The sequence below is a fragment of the Streptomyces sp. NPDC015242 genome, from assembly GCF_043079125.1.
Taxonomy (GTDB): Bacteria; Actinomycetota; Actinomycetes; order Streptomycetales; family Streptomycetaceae; genus Streptomyces.
Window position 1 is genome coordinate 134,714 of record NZ_JBIBUF010000005.1, and the last position, 15,724, is coordinate 150,437.

Here is a 15,724-nt window from a genome sequence, read left to right on the forward strand (position 1 = left end):
CCGGACCTAGACTCGGCGGCCCAACGGACGAGGGGGCGGGTGCGGGTGACCACCGGAGAGAGCGCGGGAGAGAACACCGTCGGGGACGTCTTCAGCGCGGGAGCGGAGGAGTTCCACCGGTGGTCGCCGGTGCTGTGGGACCCGATCGGCGAGGCCACCGCCGCCGTTGCCGCCCCGGCCGGCGGGGAGTCGGTGCTGGACGCCTGTTGCGGGGCCGGGGCCTCGGCGCTGCCGGCCGCACGCGCCGTCGGGCCCGGGGGCCGGGTGGACGCTGTCGACCTCGCGGCCGGGCTGCTGGCGATCGGTGAGCGCCGGGCGCGCGAGGCGGGCCTGGAGCACCTCCGCTTCCACCGGCACGACGTCACCTCCTGGTCCGCGCGCGGGGCCGGTTACGACGTCGTGCAGTGCGCGCTCGGCGTGTTCTTCTTCCCCGACATGGACCGGGACTCCGCCGCCCTGACGCGGAAACTGCGCCCCGGCGGCCGGTTCGTCGTGACCGTCTGGGAGAAGGGGGCGCTCGGCGGCTGGCAGTCGGCGCTCGTGGGCGCCGTCGAGACCGAGCGCCCCGTGCCCCGGCCGCCGCAGCGGGACCAACTGGCCCGGATCGACAGCCCGGCCACCCTCGCGGCCTGGCTCACGGACCTCGGCGGAGACGCGCCGCAGGTCACCCGGCGGCGGTTCGACGCCCCGCTGTCCCCGGACACGGCCTGGACGCTGGCCACCGGCAGCGGGACGCGCCGGATGCTGGACGGCCTGGCACCGGACGCCGTGGCGCGGGTGCGGGCCGAGTTCACCGCACGGCTGACCGCGGGCGGGGTCACCGACCTGGACGTCCGCGTGCTGACGGGCACGGCCCGCTTCCCCGGCTGACCGGACCCGGGCGACGACCGGCCGGTGACCGGGTCACCGGCGACCGGCCGCGGGGCGGGCCGCCGCCCGCCGCGCGGCCGTCCCGCGTCCGAACCGTTGACGAGGGTGAGGGCTCCCCCTATCTTCTGACCGCGTTCATGGCCGAATTCACGAACCACGTTCGGCATCTCGGACAGAGCCGGTCTCCTCCCCTCCAGCCCACGGAGAACTCCCTTGAGACGCACAGCAGTACGGCTGCTCCTGGCGGTCCTCGTCGCCCTGGCGACCTGTCTCGCGGGCGCGCCCGCACAGGCCGCCGTGCCCGACTCCCCCGCCGTCACGTACACCAACCCGCTCGCGGAGAAGCGCGCCGACCCGCACATCTTCAAGCACACCGACGGCTACTACTACTTCACCGCGACCGTCCCGGAGTACGACCGCATCGTGCTGCGCCGGGCCACCACCGTCCAGGGGCTGAAGTCGGCGCCGGAGACGACGATCTGGACCAGGCACGCCAGTGGCGTGATGGGCGCGCACATCTGGGCGCCGGAGATCCACTTCATCGACGGCAAGTGGTACGTGTACTTCGCCGCGGGCGCCACCGACGACGTCTGGGCGATCCGGATGTACGTCCTGGAGGGCACCGGCGCCAACCCCCTCACCGCGGCCTGGACGGAGAAGGGCCAGATCAGGACCCAGTGGGAGAGTTTCTCCCTGGACGCCACGACCTTCGTCGTGAACGGCGTGCGCTACCTGGCCTGGGCACAGCGCGACCCGTCCGTGAACAACAACACCGACCTCTACCTGGCCCGGATGGCCAACCCATGGACCATCACCGGGACTCCGGTGATGCTGTCGCGGCCCACCTACTCCTGGGAGACCGTCGGCTACAAGGTCAACGAGGGCCCGGCCGTCATCCAGCGCGGCGGCAAGGTGTTCATGACGTACTCCGCGAGCGCCACCGACAGCAACTACTGCCTCGGCATGCTCACCGCGTCCGCGAGCGCGAACCTGCTCAGCCAGGCGTCCTGGAGCAAGAGCCCCACCCCCGTCTTCGCCAGCAGCGCCGCGACCGGCCAGTACGGGCCGGGCCACAACTCCTTCACGGTCTCCGAGGACGGCAGGAGCGACATCCTCGTCTACCACGACCGCAGCTACAAGGACATCAGCGGGGACCCGCTCGACGACCCCAACCGCCGCACCCGCGTGCAGAAGGTGTACTGGAACGCCGACGGCACCCCGAACTTCGGCATCCCCGTGGCCGACGGGGTCACCCCGCAGCGCTTCTCCTCGTACAACTTCCCTGACCGGTTCGTGCGGCACTACGACTACCGGGCCCGGATCGAGGCGAACGTGACCAAGCTCGCCGACTCGCAGTTCCGGGTCGTGCCCGGTCTCGCCGGCGGCGGCACCGTCTCGCTGGAGTCGGCGAACTTCCCCGGGTACTACCTGCGGCACGACGAGTTCGAGGTGTGGCTGCAGCGGAACGACGGAAGCGCGCAGTTCGCCGCCGACGCCACCTTCCACCGGCGCGCCGGGCTCGCCGACCCCGCGGGCGTCTCGTTCGAGTCGTACAGCCACCCGGGGCGGTACGTGCGGCACTGGGAGTACTTGCTGCACGTGCAGGCGGTGAGCACGGCCACCGGCCGGGCGGACGCCACCTTCTACGCCCAGTGACGTCCTGCGATATGCGCGTAATGCCCTGATTGTCCTCCCGGTGGGCGGGCACTCAGGGCGTGTGCAGACACGAGAGGGCAAGCGACCGCGCAGAGTGCTGCTCACCGGGTGGTTCAGCTTCCGGGACGGGGAGGCCACCGCCGGGGACGTGCTGGCCCTGCGCCGGGTCGAGGACGTACTGCGGGGCACGGGCATCCCCTACGACATCGCCTGGAGTCCCGGCTTCCGGCCGGAGGCCCTGCATCTGGACCGGCTGTGGCCCGGGGACTACAGCCACCTGGTCTTCGTCTGCGGCCCGCTGCACGGGCCGCAGGTCGAGGAGTTGCACCGGCGGTTCGCGCACTGCGTGCGGATCGCCGTCGGCACCTCGGTGATCGACCCCGCCAGTGCCGCCGTGACCGGCTTCCACCGGGTGCTGCCCCGGGACGCGCCGGACAGCGAGCCGGTGGAGGACCTGGCCGCCCGCGCCCCCGAGGTGCCCGCCCGTCCGGTGGTCGGGGTGATCCTGACGCACGGGCAGGAGGAGTACGGGCAGCTGCGGCGGCACGGGCAGGTCGCCGAGGAGGTGACGCGCTGGCTCGCCGCGAAGGACTGCGCCCGGCTGGAGCTGGAGACCCGGCTCGACACCCACGACTGGCACCTCAGCGCCACGCCCGCGCAGCTGCAGTCGGTGCTGGCCCGTCTCGACCTGGTGGTCACCGACCGGCTGCACGGACTGGTGATCGCGCTGCGGGTGGGCACCCCGGTGCTCGCCGTCGACCCGGTCGCGGGCGGCGCCAAGATGAGCGCGCAGGCCCGGGCCTGCGGCTGGCCCGCGCTGGTACCCGCCGAGCGGCTCGGTGTGCGGCAGCTGGACCGTTGGTGGGACTGGTGCCTGACCGGCGGGCGGGTGACCGCCCGGCAGATCCGGGACGCGTTCCGCGAGGGCGTCGCGCCGGACAGCGCGGACCGGCTCGTCGAGGCGCTGGCGCGGCCGGTTCCCGGTTAGCTTCCCGGCCCCGCGGGGCACCCGCTGGTCAGTCCCCCGCCGTACGTCGCCGCCGCGCGTCCCGGGAGGAACCACGGTCCGGCCGCCCGGAAGGAGAACCGCGTGTCCATCGGCCGACTCCCCGATCACGAGCAGCGCATCCTCGACGAGATGGAGCGCGTCCTGCGCCGCGACCGCCGTCTGGACCGGCGCATGCGCACCCTGCGGCCGGGCCGCCGCCCGGATCCGGCCGGGGTGCTGGCCCGGCTCGCCGCCTACCGGCCCCGCGTGCTGACCGTGGCGGTGCTGTTCGCGGTGTCGACGGGTCTGATGGTGGCCGGGATGGTCACCTCCGAGCCCGCCGTGATCTGGGCGTTCGCCGCCCTGTGGCCCCTGACGCTGTTCGCCGGGTTCCGGCTGATGTGCCGCTGGTGCGGCGGCTGAGGCGCGGCGGGACGCCGACGCGGCGGCTGAGGCACCGCGGGACGGCCCCGGGCGACGGCACGTCGCCGGCCGCCGCGGTACGGCCTCAGCCCAGGTAGCGGCGGGCCTTCGAGGCGCGCTGGGCCGGTTCCAGCAGACGCAGCCGGGACTCCACCTCACGGGGCAGGACCCGGCGTTCGCGCAGCACCCAGGGCAGGGCGGCCGCCGCCTCGGCGAACGCGCGCAGGGACGCCGTGTCACGCGGCACCGTGCGGGCCAGGTGGGCGGTCCGCCGCAGGGCGGGTCCGGCCGGGCGGCGCAGCCAGGTGAACCACAGGGTGTTGCGGATGCCGTGGGAGCGGCGCAGGGTCGCGTCCCGGGCCACCGAGGGGTGGTGGTGCACCGCCAGGTGGTCGGCGTACGTCAGCCACCAGCCGTCGGCCGCCAGGTCCGCCGCGAGCAGCTCCTCCTCGCCGCCCAGCCACAGCCGGGGATGGAAACCGCCGGCGGCCCGGAAGGCGTCGGCGCGCAGCACGGTCGCGGCGGCCAGGAACGAGCCGAGCGCGGGACCGGGCAGCCAGCTCGGCCCGGGGACGGGCGAGTTGCGCAGTTCCTCGACGATCGGGTCGTCGGTGCCGCCGGGTTCGACGACGATCCGCGCCGTGACGGACCCCAGCGCCGGATGCCGGTCCAGCAGGTCGGCGGCCCCGGCCAGCGCGCCGGGCGCCCACCAGGAGTCGTCGTCGCAGAACGCGACGTAGGGCGTGGTGACCTGCCGGATCGCCAGGTTGCGGCCGACGGCGCCCAGGTTGCGGCCGGGCCGCAGCAGCCGTACCCACGGGTGGTGGCGGGCCACGGCGTCGGCGGTGCCGTCCGTGGAACCGTTGTCGGTGACGATCACCGGCGGCCGCTCGGGCAGTTCGGCGAGACGGTCGAGCGTGCGCAGCAGCTCCTGGCGCCGGTTGTGGGTGATGACCACGACGGTGGTGCGGTGATCGGTCACGCGGACACTCCCTCCAGCAGGCGCGCGGCCCGCTCGACGTGCGGCGGCAGGGGCCTGCGCTCGCGCAGCGCGGCGGGCAGCCGGACCAGCGTGCCGCGCAGCGCGCGCCGGGCGTGGTCGTCGTGCCGGGCCTCGGCGGCGAGTTCGCGGGTGCGGGCGAGGGCGTACGGCACGGGGCGGCGCAGCCAGGCGGTGAGCAGTTCGTTGCGGCGCTGGACGACCGGGCGGCCGGTGCGGGGCGCGGGTGCGGGATGGTGGTGGGCGACGACGTCCGGGCAGTGGGTGACGCCCCAGCCGCGGGCGGCCAGGTCGTAGGCGAGGAGGGTCTCCTCGCCGCCGAAGAACAGCAGGCGGTGGAAGCCGCCCGCGTCGAGGTAGGCGGTGCGGCGGACCACGGAGGCGCAGGCGAGGAAGCCGAGGACCTGGGTGCCCGGAAGGTCGTCGACCCGCCCGAGGGGCGAGCCGGCCAGCACCTCGTTGAGGGGGTCGGGGTCGGCGGCGGGGCCGACCAGGGTGCGGGCGGCGATCAGGCCGAGGCGTGGATGGTCCTCGAAGAGGCGGACGGCGGTGTCCAGGGCGCCGGGCGCCCACCAGGAGTCGTCGTCGCTGAACGCCACGTACGGCGTGTCCAGGAGCCGGGCGCCGTGGGTGCGGGCGAGGGCGCCGTGGTTCAGCGGCAGCGCCAGGACGCGGACGTCCGGGAAGTCGCGGGCGAGCCGCGTGCGGGTGTCGTCGGTGGAGGCGTTGTCGACGACGAGGATCTCGGGGCGCTCCGGGAGGGCGCGCAGCCGCTGCAAGGCCTCGGCGAGCGTGGCGGAGCGGTTGCGGGTGGCGATGACGATGCCGACGGGGCCCGGGTCCGGGCGCGCGATGGCCATGGTGCGGTGTCCCCTCCTCACGGATGCCGGATGCCGGGCAGCGCGTCGACGGCGTCGAGGACGTCGTCGACGGTGACACGCAGCAGCGCGGGGTCGGTGCGGCGGCCGTGCGGGTCGCCCTCCGGGCCGTACCACAGCGCGCGGTGGCGCGGGCCGGGCGGCGGGCCCCAGCGGCTCGGCGCGACCGGCCCGAAGAGGGTGACGGAGCGCGTGGCGTGGGCGACCGCGAGGTGGGCGATGCCGGTGTCGCCGCTGATCACGACCTGTGCGTCGGCGACGAGCGCGGACAGCCGGCCGAAGGGCAGCCCGCCGCCGAAGACGTCCGTGTCGGGCAGCCCGGCCTGCTTGGCGAGCCGGGCCACGAGGTCGCCTTCGTCGGGGCCGCCGGTGACGACGACCCGGAGGCCCCGGGCGCGCAGTTCCGTCGCGACGGCGGCGTAGCGCTCCACCGGCCAGCAGCGGGCGGGGGATCCGGCGCCGGGGTGCAGCACGGCCGCGCCGGGTGCCGGGGAGGCGCTGCCCGGGCGGGGCAGGTGGAGGTCGGCGGGGTCGGCTTCGATGCCGTACGCCCGCAGCAGCCGGCACCAGCGGTCGCGCTCGTGTTCGTCGGCGTACCAGGGCGGGCCGTCGACCTCCGGGGTGTCCGGGTGGGCGAAGGCGAGCAGCTTCAGCGGACGCAGGTCCATCAGCAGCCGGTGGCTGGGCGGGCCGTTGCCGTGCAGGTCGACGGCGACGTCCGGGGGCGGTCCGGTCCAGTCGAGCGAGCGCGGCACCGCGCGCCCCGGGGCGGCGGCGGGCAGCAGCCGGTCCACGGCGCCCGTCGCCGCGGCGACCGGTGCGAGCTCGGCGGGCGCGGCCAGGACGAGTTCGTGGCGCGGGTACGCCCGGCGCAGGGCCCGCAGGGCGGGCACACCGGCGAGCAGGTCACCGAGCCCCAGGGCACGCAGAACGAGGAGGCGGGGCGGCGCCGGGGCGGGTGGTGGGGCGGGCGTCGGGGCCGGCGCCGCATGGGGCACCAGGGCAGGAGCCCGGGCAGACGGCGGATCGGGCACCGCATCAGGCACCTGGGCAGCCGCCCGGGCAGACGGCGGATCGGGCACCGCATCAGGCACCTGGGCAGCCGCCCGGGCAGACGGCGGATCGGGCACCGCATCAGGCACCGGGGCAGCCGCCCGGGCAGACGGCGGATCGGGCACCGGGGTAGGCACCTGGGCGGGCACCGCGTCAGGCGCCGCGTCGGGCGGCAGGGCGGATGTCATGGCAGCAGCCTGCCGTGGTTCGCCGGGGTCCGCTCCCGTGGCCCGGCTCATCGGGTGCGTCATCGTGCTCCTTCCGCCGCCCGCTCCATCAGGGCCGTCGAGGAGCGGCCGTCGAGATAGGGCAGCAGGACCGCCTGGCCGCCCCAGCGCTCCAGCAGGGCGGCCTCCGGGAGGTCGGCGGCCGCGTAGTCGCCGCCCTTGACCCAGACGTCGGGCCGCAGGCCGGCCAGGAGGCGCTCGGGGGTGTCCTCGTCGAACACGGCGACCGCGTCGACGCAGGCCAGGGCGCGCAGGACGCGGACCCGGTCGGCGAGCGGGTTGACGGGGCGCCCGTCGCCCTTGCGGCGCCGCACCGAGGCGTCGGAGTTGACGCACACCACCAGGCAGTCGCCGAGCCGCCGGGCGGCCTGGAGGAGGCCGACGTGGCCCGCGTGCAGCAGGTCGAAGCAGCCGCCGGCGGCGACGACGGTGCCGTGCGCCGAGCGGACCCGGGCGGCCAGCGCGTGGGGGTCGTCGTCGGGCGGAGGGACACGGGGGGTGTCGGTGGCCGGCACGGCGGCTGCGCCGCCGGCCGCGACGAAGGCGCTCGCGGCGGTCACGGCGCCTTCCACCGCCTCGGCGACCAGGACGCCGTCGGCGAGCAGTCCGGCCGCCGTGGCGGCGAACCGGTCGCCGGCCCCGCAGCTGTCGCCGGGGTGGCCGGCGGGCGCGGGGACGAGCAGCGGGTGCTCGCCGTAGGAGAGCAGGGCGCCGCGCGCGCCGAGGGTGACCGCGACGGCGGCGGCCCGCCACCGCCGGACGAGGGCTGCGGCGCTGTGGGCGGCGGCGTGCAGGTCCCGGCGCGGGGTGCCGTCCCGCGGGGCGAGGACGTGGGCCTCCTTCTCCGCGGGGGTCACCAGCCGGGTGCCGGGGACGGGCGCACCGCCGCGCGGGTGCGGGTCCCAGACCAGGGGCGGCCGGGCGGCGAGGTCGTCGCGCAGGGCGTCGGCGGTGCCACGGCCGTAGTCGGAGACGAGCACGGCGGGTGCGCGGCGGACGAGCTCGCGGGCGGCGCCGGTGGCCTCGCGGGTGCGGCCCGCGCCCCGGTCGAGGCGGACCACCGGCCGGTCCTGCGCGAGGACACGGGTCTTCTCGGACAGGGGGCCGGTCAAGGGCAGCGGGACCAGGGTGAGCCAGGGTTCGAGCAGGCGGCGCAGCTCGCGGCTAGCGGGGTCGTCGCCCAGGCCGGTGACCAGGGTGACGTCCCGGCCGTCGCGGGCCGCGAGGTAGGCGGCGAGCGCGGCCCCGCCGGGCCGGGTCCGCTCCCCGCAGTCGTCGACCACCGGCACGGGCGCGTCGGGCGCGAGCCGTTCGGCGTGCCCGGTGACGTCCCGGTCGAGGAGCGCGTCGCCGACCACCACCAGCGGTGCCTTGCGCTCCATGTCAGCTCCCGCCGCCGTGCCGCCGGGTGCCGCGTTCCACCGCCGCGTCGAACGCCGCGCACACCATGTGGACCGCCACGAGGTGGAGTTCCTGCACGGTCGCGGCGGCCGGCGCGTCGACGCACAGGGACTCGTCGCTGCCCGCGAGCAGCGGGTTGGGGGCCGGACCGGTGAGGGCCCACACCCGGATGCCGGCCGCGCGGGCCGCGTCGGCGGCGGACAGCAGGTTGGCGCTGGCGCCGGAGGTGGACAGCAGCATCAGCACGTCGCCGGAGCGGCCGTGGGCGCGTACCTGGCGGGCGAACACCTCGTCCACGCCGTAGTCGTTGGCGATGGCGGTGGTGGAGGAGGTGTCGGCGTGCAGGGCGAGCGCGGAGAACGGCGGCCGGTCGTCGCGGTAACGGCCGACGAGTTCGGCGGTCAGATGCTGGGCCTGGGCGGCGCTGCCGCCGTTGCCCGCGGCCAGCAGCCGGCCGCCGCCGGTGAGGACGGCGGCGAGGTGCTCGCCCCACCGTTCGGTGAGGTGCGCCGAGGCGCGGAACGCGGTCAGGGCGTCCTGGAGTTCGTCGCAGTGCCCGGTGACGGGCGGGTGCACGGTCATCACGCCACCTCCTTCTGCTGTGCGGGTCCGGCGAGGACCTGGCGGTGGACCTGCTCGACGCCGCCGGCGACGCGCTGCCAGGTGTAGTGGGTCAGGACACGGGTGCGGCCGGCGGTGCCGTAGCGTGCGCGCAGCGCGTCGTCGGCGAGGAGGGCGCGGACGGCGGCGGCGACCGCCTCGGGGTCCTGCGGCGGGACGAGCCGGCCCGTGGTGCCGTCGGCGACACTGTCGCGGTGGCCGCCGACGTCAGTGGCGACGACGGGGACGCCGCAGGCCATGGCCTCCAGCGGCACGATGCCGAACGGCTCGTAGGCGGGGGTGCACAGCACCAGGTCGGCGCTGCCGATCAGGGCGGGCATGGCGGCCGGGTCGACCGCGCCGGGCATCAGGACCCGGTCCGCCACGCCGATGCGCCGGGCGAGGCGCCGCAGCCGCCGGGCCTCGGGGTCGTCGGCGAGCAGTGCGGCGGCGGGACCGCCGGCGATGACCAGTTCGGCGTCCGGGATCCGGGCGAGGGCCTGGATGGCCTGGTCGTAGCCCTTGCGCGGGACGAACCGGCCGCAGGCGAGGAGCCGGTGGCGTGCGGTGCGCGGCGGGACGCGGCCGGGTGGCACGCCGGGCCGGAACTGCTCCGCGTCCACCCCGCAGGGCACGACGGACACCCGCCGCGGCGGCACGCCCATCTCGGCGAGTTCGCGCACCTCGTCGGAGCAGGTGGCCAGGACCCGGGCGCAGCCGCGGCCGATCTGCCGCTCGACGCCGACGCGTTCGGGCGGGCTGGTGTCGAGCCGGCCCTGGTGGCGGCGCTTGACGGTGCCGAGGGCGTGGAAGGTCTGGACGACGGGCACGCCGTGCGGGTGGGCGCCGATCCGGGCCGCCATGCCGGACATCCAGAAGTGGGCGTGTGCCACGTCCGGCCGCTCACGGGCCCAGACACGGGCCAGCCAGGCGCCGAACTCGGGCATGTACGGGAAGAGTTCGTCCTTGGGGACGGCCCGGGCCGGTCCGGCCGGGACGTGCGCGACGACGGCGCCGCCGGGCAGCGGCACCCGGTCGGGCAGGCCGGGCGCGTCACGGCGGGTGTAGACCGTCACCTCGTGGCCGCGCCGGGCGAGTTCCTCGCTCAGGCGGGCCACGTACACGTTCTGGCCGCCGGCGTCGACGCCGCCGAGCGCGGCGAGCGGGCTCGCGTGCTCGGAGACCATGGCGATCCTCATCGGGCCACCTCCTTCAGCAGCCGCTCCCAGTCGTCCAGGAAGCGGTTCAGCCCGTAGCGGGCGAGGGCCGCCGCCCGGGCTGCCTCGCCGGCCGTGCGCGCGTGGAGCGGGTCGGCGAGGAAGTCGCGTACGGCGCCGGTCAGTTCGTCGATCTTGTTGGAGACCACTCCGGCGGTGGGCGGTACGGCCTCGGTGACCTCGGTGGTGGCGAGGGCGACCACGGGCATGCCCAGGTGCATGGCCTCCAGCAGGGACAGGCCGAGGGAGGTCCAGCGCACGGGGTGCACGTAGACGCGGCGGCGGGCCATCTGCGTGTGCAGTACGGCCTGGGTGAGCTCGTGGGAGCGGCAGCGTCCGGCGGGGATGCCGAGCCGGCCGGCCAGGCCGTCGGTGCCCATGCCGAAGACGTCCAGCGGGGCGGCCTCGGCGAAGACGGGCAGCAGGTCGGTGCCGGTGGTGCGGCCGCGCCGCAGCGGCTCGTTGACGGCGACGGCGGCGCGCTCCAGCTCCCCGGTCCACAGCGGGCCGGGGTCGACGATGCCGTGTTCGATGACCGTGCTGGGCGTCGGGCCGGCGTCCCACATCAGCCGGTTGAAGTGCGTGACGTGGACGAGGGTGGCGCCGGGGATCCCGGCGGCGGGGTGGCGGGTGTCGGGCACGTCGCCGTGCGGGGCGTTGTGCTCCAGGTACACCAGCGGCGGGCGGCGGCCCAGCCACCGGTCGACCAGGCCGAGTTCGTGCGGGCGCTGCAGGACGACGACGTCGATGTGCTCGTCGCGCAGCCGCTCGGGCGGCACCTCGACGACGCTGCCGGGCCAGTCCCAGGTGCGGGCGCGGCCGAGGCCGTCGGGGCCGCGGTCGCGGGTGACGGGGACGACGTAGGTGTGCGGGCCCTGCACGAAGGCGGTGGTCCATGAGCCGTGCACGTGCCACAGGAGGATCCTCACGTCTCCCCCCGCAGCTTCTCGACGGCGGTGACCACGTCGTGCGCGGTGACGGTGTCCAGGCAGGGATGGCCGGGCACGGGGCAGTGCCGGGCCCTGCTGTCCGCGCAGGGCGCGTCCTGGTCGCCGAGCAGCACGTACGGGACGCCGTGGGGCCGCCAGCGTTCGGCGGGCACGACCGGCGCGAACAGGGAGACGACGGGGGTGCCGACGGCGGCGGCGAGGTGGGCGGGGCCGGTGTTGCCGGTGACGACGGCGTCGGCGCCCGCGAGGACGCCGGACAGTTCCGCGGCGCCGGTGCGGCCGCCGAGGTCGAGGGCCTGCTCGCCCGCGACGAACGCGGTCAGGTCGCTCTCCGCCGCGCCGCCGGTGACCACCACCCGGTGGCCGGCGGCGGCCAGTTCGCGCACCGCCTCGGCGCAGCGCCCGGGGCTCCAGGCGCGGGCGGGGACGCTGGCCCCGGGGTGCACGACGACGTAGGGGCCGGGGCCGGTGAGGCCTGCGGTCGGGGGCGGTTCGAGCACGCGCAGCCGGCCGTCGTCGGGTGCGGGGAACCCGGCGGCCTCGGCGAGGTCGAGGGCGGCCTCGGCCTCGTGGGCGTGCGGGGCGCGGTGGTGGCGCACGTCGAGCAGGGAGCCGGGGTAGTCCTCGCTGTCGGCGGCGATGAAGCCGACGCCGGCCAGGCGCAGCAGCAGGGCGGCGGGCAGCGGCGACTGGTGGAAGGAGGTGAGGATCAGCGCGGTGTCGGCGTCGATGGTGTCGATGAGCTGGTCGACCTCGCCGCGGCCGACGGGCGGCGGTGTGAAGCCCACCCAGGGCGCGTCCCACACCAGGATGTCGTCGACGCCGGGCAGCAGCCGGGCGGCGGGCGCGCCGCGCGGTCCGCACAGCACGGTGACGGTGTCGGCGCGGGCGGCGACGGCGCGGATCGCGGGACCGGCGAGCAGCACGTCGCCGAAGCTGTCGAGTCGGGTCACGAGGGCTTTCACCGGCACCTCCGGTGTCCGGGGCCGCTGGTGAAGGCCTCCTGGACGGGTCGTTCGTCGGCCAGGACGCGGCCCCGCGGCACTCCGCCGAGCACGGCGCGGACGGCGGTCGTGAGGTCGGGGGCGACGTGGTCGGCGTCCGCGACCTCCTCGGGGCGGGTCTGGGCGTTGGGGACGAGGATGCCGTGGGCGCCGGCCCGGCGGGCGGCCTCCACGTCGGCGCCGATGTCGCCGATGACGACCACGTCGGCGGGGTGGGCGCAGACGCGTCCGGCCGCCCAGAGCACCATGCCCGGCTGCGGCTTGCGGCATCGGCAGCCGTCGTCGGGGCCGTGCGGGCAGACGGCGAACACGTCGAAGGGGCCGAGGAGTTCGTCGACGCGGTGGTTGACGCGGCGGACGTCGGCCTCGGTGAGCAGGCCGCGCGCGACGCCGGACTGGTTGGTGACGACGCCGGTGGCGATGCCGCGTTCGCGCAGGCCGGCGAGCGCCTCGCGGGCGCCCGCGACGGGGCGGACCAGGTCGGGGTCGCCGTTGTAGGGGACGTCCTCGACGAGTGTGCCGTCCCGGTCGAACAGCACGGCCTTCACGGGGTGGGCGCGGTTCACAGGGTCACCTCCTCCTGCCACGCCGGGGCGTGGGGAGCAGGGCGTTGATACCGAGGATGCGCATGAGCCGGGTGCACCTTCCCGTGGGGTGGGAGGACTACGGTGCTGGCGAGTGCCGCGAGTGAGCTGAATTAAACACTTGATGGCTACTTGTGACGAAAGTACCGATTTGTCGCTCTTTGTAGCCGTGCGCGCGTGCCGACCGCCGGCGCCCAGGCGGACCACCGAAAACTATGAACCACACGTATACACGCTGTGTATAGTCCCGGCATGCCTTCTCCGACCAAGAAGATGAAGAAAACGGGGACCGCGTTCCGGACGATCGGAACGCTCGCGGCGGCCGCCGCCCTCACCCTCGCCCTGAGCGGCTGCTCGGGCCTCGACACGACCGCCCCCAGCGCCGTCCGCGCCGAGCCGGCCGCCGGCGCCCCGGCGGCCCGGTTCGGCACCGTCGACTGCCGCAAGGCGAAGTGCATCGCGCTCACCTTCGACGCCGGGCCGAGCGAGCACTCGGCGCGGCTGCTGGACATCCTGAAGGAGAAGCAGGTCCCGGCGACCTTCTTCCTGCTGGGCGAGCGGCACATCGAGAAGTACCCCGAGCTGGTGCGGCGGATGGCCGGCGAGGGCCACGAGGTGGCCAGCCACACCTGGGACCACAAGATCCTGACCGATCTGGCGCCCGAGCGGATACGTGAGGAACTGGAGCGGCCGAACCGGGAGATAGAGCGCCTCACCGGCCGCCGCCCCACCCTGATGCGCCCGCCGCAGGGCCGCACGAACGACACCGTGCACGAGATCTGCCGCGACCTCGGCCTGTCGGAGGTGCTGTGGACCGTGACGGCGAAGGACTACACGACCACCGACTCGGACCTCATCGGCCGCCGCGTCCTGGAGCAGGCGTCCCGGGACGGGATCATCCTGCTGCACGACATCTACGACGGCACGGTGCCGGCCGTGCCCGGGATCGTCGACGCGCTGAAGGAACGGGGCTATGTCTTCGTGACGGTGCCGCAGCTGCTGGCGCCGGGGAGGGCGGAGCCGGGGGCCGTGTACCGGTGACGGTCCGGCCGGGGGCTGGACCCGACGGGTGAACGGGGCCGCGGCCGGGTCGGTGGGCGGGGCGGGTTGCCTACGATCGTGGCGTGGCGAACATCGAGCTCCAGCGCACGGCCCCGCTCCCCCTCGACGAGGCGTGGCGCCGGATCACGGCGTGGCACCGGCACGGTGACGTCGTGCCGCTGACGGTGGTCCGGGTGGACCCGGACGGCCCGACGCGGCAGGGCACGCGCGTCGTGGCCCGCTCGGGCGTCGGGCCGTTCGCCTTCGACGACCCCATGGAGGTCACCCTCTGGCAGCCACCCGTGGACGGGGGCCCGGGGAGGTGCCGGCTGGAGAAGCGCGGGCGCGTGGTCCTCGGCTGGGCGGAACTGGAGGTGCGGCCGGGCCCGGGCGGGCGCACCCGCGTGGTGTGGCGGGAGGAGATCCGCCTGCGCTTCCTGCCGCCGCTCTTCGACGGCGTGGTGCGCCGTTCGTCGCGGTACGTGTTCGGCCGGGCGCTGAACCAGCTGCTCCGCCGTCCGTGACCCGGGGCGGGACCGTCGTCCGGGACGGCCCGGTCCTGCCCTGCTCCCGGTCACCCCGCCGCCGGGCGCGGAGCCGTTCTCGCTGCTGCAGGCGGCGGCCCGCCGACCGGTGGGGGGCTCAGGCCACCGAGCCGATCCGCCCCACCGTGCCGGGCCCCGGCTCGTGGTGGATCGGCGTGTGCGCGCCCGTCAGCGGCATTCCGCTGCCGCCGCGCCGCCCGGCGACGATCTCCGCCGCGATCGACAGGGCCGTCTCCTCGGGGGTACGGGCGCCGAGGTCGAGGCCGATCGGCGAGTGCAGGCGGCTCAACTCCAGCTCCGTGACGCCGACTTCACGCAGGCGGGCGTTGCGGTCCAGGTGGGTGCGCCGGGAGCCCATGGCGCCGACGTACGCCACCGGCAGCCGCAGCGCCAGCCTCAGCAGGGGCACGTCGAACTTGGCGTCGTGGGTCAGCACGCACAGCACCGTGCGGGCGTCGACGTCCGTGCGTTCCAGGTAGCGGTGGGGCCAGTCGACGACGATCTCGTCGGCCTCGGGAAAGCGCGCGCGGGTCGCGAAGACGGGGCGGGCGTCGCACACCGTGACGTGGTAGCCGAGGAACTTGCCGACGCGGACCAGGGCGGAGGCGAAGTCGATGGCGCCGAACACGATCATGCGCGGCGCGGGGACGGAGGACTCGACCAGGACCGTGAGCGGCGCTCCGCAGCGGGAGCCCCCCTCCCCGATCTCCAGGGTGCCGGTGCGCCCGGCGTCCAGGAAGGCGCGCGCCTCGGCCGCGACCGTGCGGTCCAGTTCCGGGTGGGCGCCGAAGCCGCCGTGCCGGGAGCCGTCGGGGCGGACCAGCAGGGCGCGGCCGGTCAGGTCGCCCGGGCCCGACACGATCCGCGCCACCGCCGCCGCCTCCCCGCGCGCGGCGGCGGCGAGCGCGGCCCGCACCACCGGCCGGACCGGATCGCCGGACCGTACCGGGGTGACCAGGATGTCGATGACGCCGCCGCAGGTCAGGCCCACGGCGAAGGCGTCGTCGTCGCTGTAGCCGAAGCGCTCCAGGACGCTCTCGCCGTCCCGCAGCGCCTGTTCGCACAGCTCGTAGACCGCACCCTCCACGCACCCGCCGGAGACCGAGCCGACGGCCGTGCCCTCGGTGTCCACCGCGAGCGCGGCGCCGGGCTGCCGGGGCGCGCTGCCGCCGACGGCCACCACGGTGGCGACGGCGAAGTCACGGCCCTGCTCGACCCACCGGTTCAGCTCCTCGGCGATGTCCAGCATCTGTCTCGGTCTCCTTGAGGTCGTGGCGTCCTGGAGGG

Annotated in this window: 16 protein-coding genes; 6 read left to right on the forward strand and 10 right to left on the reverse strand. The window is 75.9% G+C overall.

The annotated features are described in order from the left end of the window. Window positions 1-45: 45 nt before the first annotated feature. From ACF07N_RS18420 to ACF07N_RS18435, 4 genes are all read left to right on the forward strand, one after another. A complete protein-coding gene (locus ACF07N_RS18420) occupies window positions 46-870 on the forward strand; it encodes a class I SAM-dependent methyltransferase (protein WP_392113935.1) in 825 nt (274 codons plus the stop codon). Between the two features lie 213 nt (window positions 871-1,083). Continuing rightward, window positions 1,084-2,526 carry a family 43 glycosylhydrolase gene (locus ACF07N_RS18425; RefSeq protein WP_392113938.1) on the forward strand — a complete coding sequence of 481 codons (1,443 nt, stop codon included), beginning with the start codon at window positions 1,084-1,086 and terminating at the stop codon, window positions 2,524-2,526. A gap of 61 nt (window positions 2,527-2,587) precedes the next feature. Continuing rightward, entirely contained in the window at window positions 2,588-3,514 is a 927-nt protein-coding gene (locus ACF07N_RS18430) for a polysaccharide pyruvyl transferase family protein (protein WP_392113941.1), read from the forward strand. A 102-nt stretch (window positions 3,515-3,616) separates the two neighbouring features. Next, window positions 3,617-3,937, forward strand: a complete 321-nt coding sequence (locus tag ACF07N_RS18435) for a DUF3040 domain-containing protein (RefSeq protein WP_383331133.1) — start codon at window positions 3,617-3,619, stop codon at window positions 3,935-3,937. An 85-nt stretch (window positions 3,938-4,022) separates the two neighbouring features. Here the strand turns inward: ACF07N_RS18435 and ACF07N_RS18440 are convergent, their stop codons facing one another. The 9 genes from ACF07N_RS18440 to ACF07N_RS18480 all read right to left on the reverse strand — a co-directional run bounded on the left by ACF07N_RS18440 (window position 4,023) and on the right by ACF07N_RS18480 (window position 12,833). Continuing rightward, window positions 4,023-4,919 carry a glycosyltransferase family 2 protein gene (locus tag ACF07N_RS18440; RefSeq protein ID WP_392113944.1) on the reverse strand — a complete coding sequence of 299 codons (897 nt, stop codon included), beginning with the start codon at window positions 4,917-4,919 and terminating at the stop codon, window positions 4,023-4,025. Continuing rightward, window positions 4,916-5,797: a glycosyltransferase family 2 protein gene (locus ACF07N_RS18445; RefSeq protein WP_392113947.1), complete on the reverse strand. Its 882-nt coding sequence runs from the start codon at window positions 5,795-5,797 to the stop codon at window positions 4,916-4,918. Before ACF07N_RS18445 ends, ACF07N_RS18440 begins: the two co-directional genes overlap by 4 nt. 17 nt (window positions 5,798-5,814) lie before the next feature. Next, window positions 5,815-6,813 carry a glycosyltransferase family 9 protein gene (locus ACF07N_RS18450; RefSeq protein ID WP_392113950.1) on the reverse strand — a complete coding sequence of 333 codons (999 nt, stop codon included), beginning with the start codon at window positions 6,811-6,813 and terminating at the stop codon, window positions 5,815-5,817. A gap of 302 nt (window positions 6,814-7,115) precedes the next feature. Next, window positions 7,116-8,477: a D-glycero-beta-D-manno-heptose 1-phosphate adenylyltransferase gene (gene rfaE2 / locus ACF07N_RS18455; RefSeq protein WP_392113953.1), complete on the reverse strand. Its 1,362-nt coding sequence runs from the start codon at window positions 8,475-8,477 to the stop codon at window positions 7,116-7,118. Between the two features lies 1 nt (window position 8,478). Then, entirely contained in the window at window positions 8,479-9,078 is a 600-nt protein-coding gene (locus tag ACF07N_RS18460; RefSeq protein WP_383331145.1) for an SIS domain-containing protein, read from the reverse strand. Continuing rightward, the gene (locus ACF07N_RS18465) at window positions 9,078-10,295 is read right to left on the reverse strand and encodes a glycosyltransferase (RefSeq protein ID WP_392113956.1); all 1,218 of its coding nucleotides are present in this window, start codon (window positions 10,293-10,295) and stop codon (window positions 9,078-9,080) included. The genes ACF07N_RS18460 and ACF07N_RS18465 overlap by 1 nt, the downstream gene beginning before the upstream one ends. Next, complete coding sequence (locus tag ACF07N_RS18470) at window positions 10,292-11,242, reverse strand: glycosyltransferase (RefSeq protein ID WP_392113959.1); 951 nt, start codon at window positions 11,240-11,242, stop codon at window positions 10,292-10,294. The genes ACF07N_RS18465 and ACF07N_RS18470 overlap by 4 nt, the downstream gene beginning before the upstream one ends. Next, window positions 11,239-12,228, reverse strand: a complete 990-nt coding sequence (locus tag ACF07N_RS18475; RefSeq protein WP_383338464.1) for a glycosyltransferase family 9 protein — start codon at window positions 12,226-12,228, stop codon at window positions 11,239-11,241. Before ACF07N_RS18475 ends, ACF07N_RS18470 begins: the two co-directional genes overlap by 4 nt. After that, the gene (locus ACF07N_RS18480; RefSeq protein WP_392113962.1) at window positions 12,225-12,833 is read right to left on the reverse strand and encodes a D-glycero-alpha-D-manno-heptose-1,7-bisphosphate 7-phosphatase; all 609 of its coding nucleotides are present in this window, start codon (window positions 12,831-12,833) and stop codon (window positions 12,225-12,227) included. Before ACF07N_RS18480 ends, ACF07N_RS18475 begins: the two co-directional genes overlap by 4 nt. A 270-nt stretch (window positions 12,834-13,103) precedes the next feature. Here ACF07N_RS18480 and ACF07N_RS18485 point away from each other — a divergent pair, with 270 nt between their 5' ends. Beyond that, on the forward strand, window positions 13,104-13,892 hold the full coding sequence (locus ACF07N_RS18485; protein ID WP_383331160.1) for a polysaccharide deacetylase family protein: 789 nt from the start codon (window positions 13,104-13,106) through the stop codon (window positions 13,890-13,892). An 83-nt stretch (window positions 13,893-13,975) separates the two neighbouring features. Beyond that, complete coding sequence (locus ACF07N_RS18490) at window positions 13,976-14,416, forward strand: SRPBCC family protein (protein ID WP_383331162.1); 441 nt, start codon at window positions 13,976-13,978, stop codon at window positions 14,414-14,416. Between the two features lie 118 nt (window positions 14,417-14,534). Here the strand turns inward: ACF07N_RS18490 and ACF07N_RS18495 are convergent, their stop codons facing one another. Next, window positions 14,535-15,686 carry an XdhC family protein gene (locus tag ACF07N_RS18495; RefSeq protein ID WP_392113966.1) on the reverse strand — a complete coding sequence of 384 codons (1,152 nt, stop codon included), beginning with the start codon at window positions 15,684-15,686 and terminating at the stop codon, window positions 14,535-14,537. Window positions 15,687-15,724 lie beyond the last annotated feature (38 nt).